The 374-nt window shown below is 63.6% G+C and carries 1 protein-coding gene; it reads right to left on the bottom strand.

The annotated features are described in order from the left end of the window. Window positions 1-23: 23 nt before the first annotated feature. A partial coding sequence (locus AC1DCF_RS19165; RefSeq protein WP_477212367.1) for a transposase occupies window positions 24-374 on the bottom strand: 351 nt, incomplete at its 5' end.

The following is a 374-nucleotide window of genomic DNA, read 5'->3' as shown; positions in this document are numbered from 1 at the left end:
TGTCGACGCTTCTATGGGTCGTGTCAAGGGGCGTTCGCGTTGAGTTTCCTGAAGAGTGAGCGTGCGATGTAGCGCTTGAGGCAGCGCAGGATCTTCTCGGGGGTCTTGCCTTCTTGGGTGCGTTTGGCGACGTAGGAGATGGTTTCGGGATCGCTGTAGTAGCGGTTGAACGCGGTGGTCCGGAGAGCGCGGTTGAGCTGCCGGTCGCCACCGCGGTGGAGCCGATGCTGGGTCGTGTTCCCTGACGAGGCCGGGATCGGTGCGATTCCGCCGAGCCGGGCGAAGGCGGCTTCTCCGCGTATGCGGCCTTTGTGGGACCAAGTAACGAGGAGTTCCGCGGCGACGAACGGGCCAACACCGGGTTCATCGAGCAG

Source organism: Leifsonia sp. 10L418 (assembly GCF_056395445.1).
Note: the sequence above shows the minus strand (reverse complement) of the source record. Positions and strands in the feature narration are given on the sequence as shown.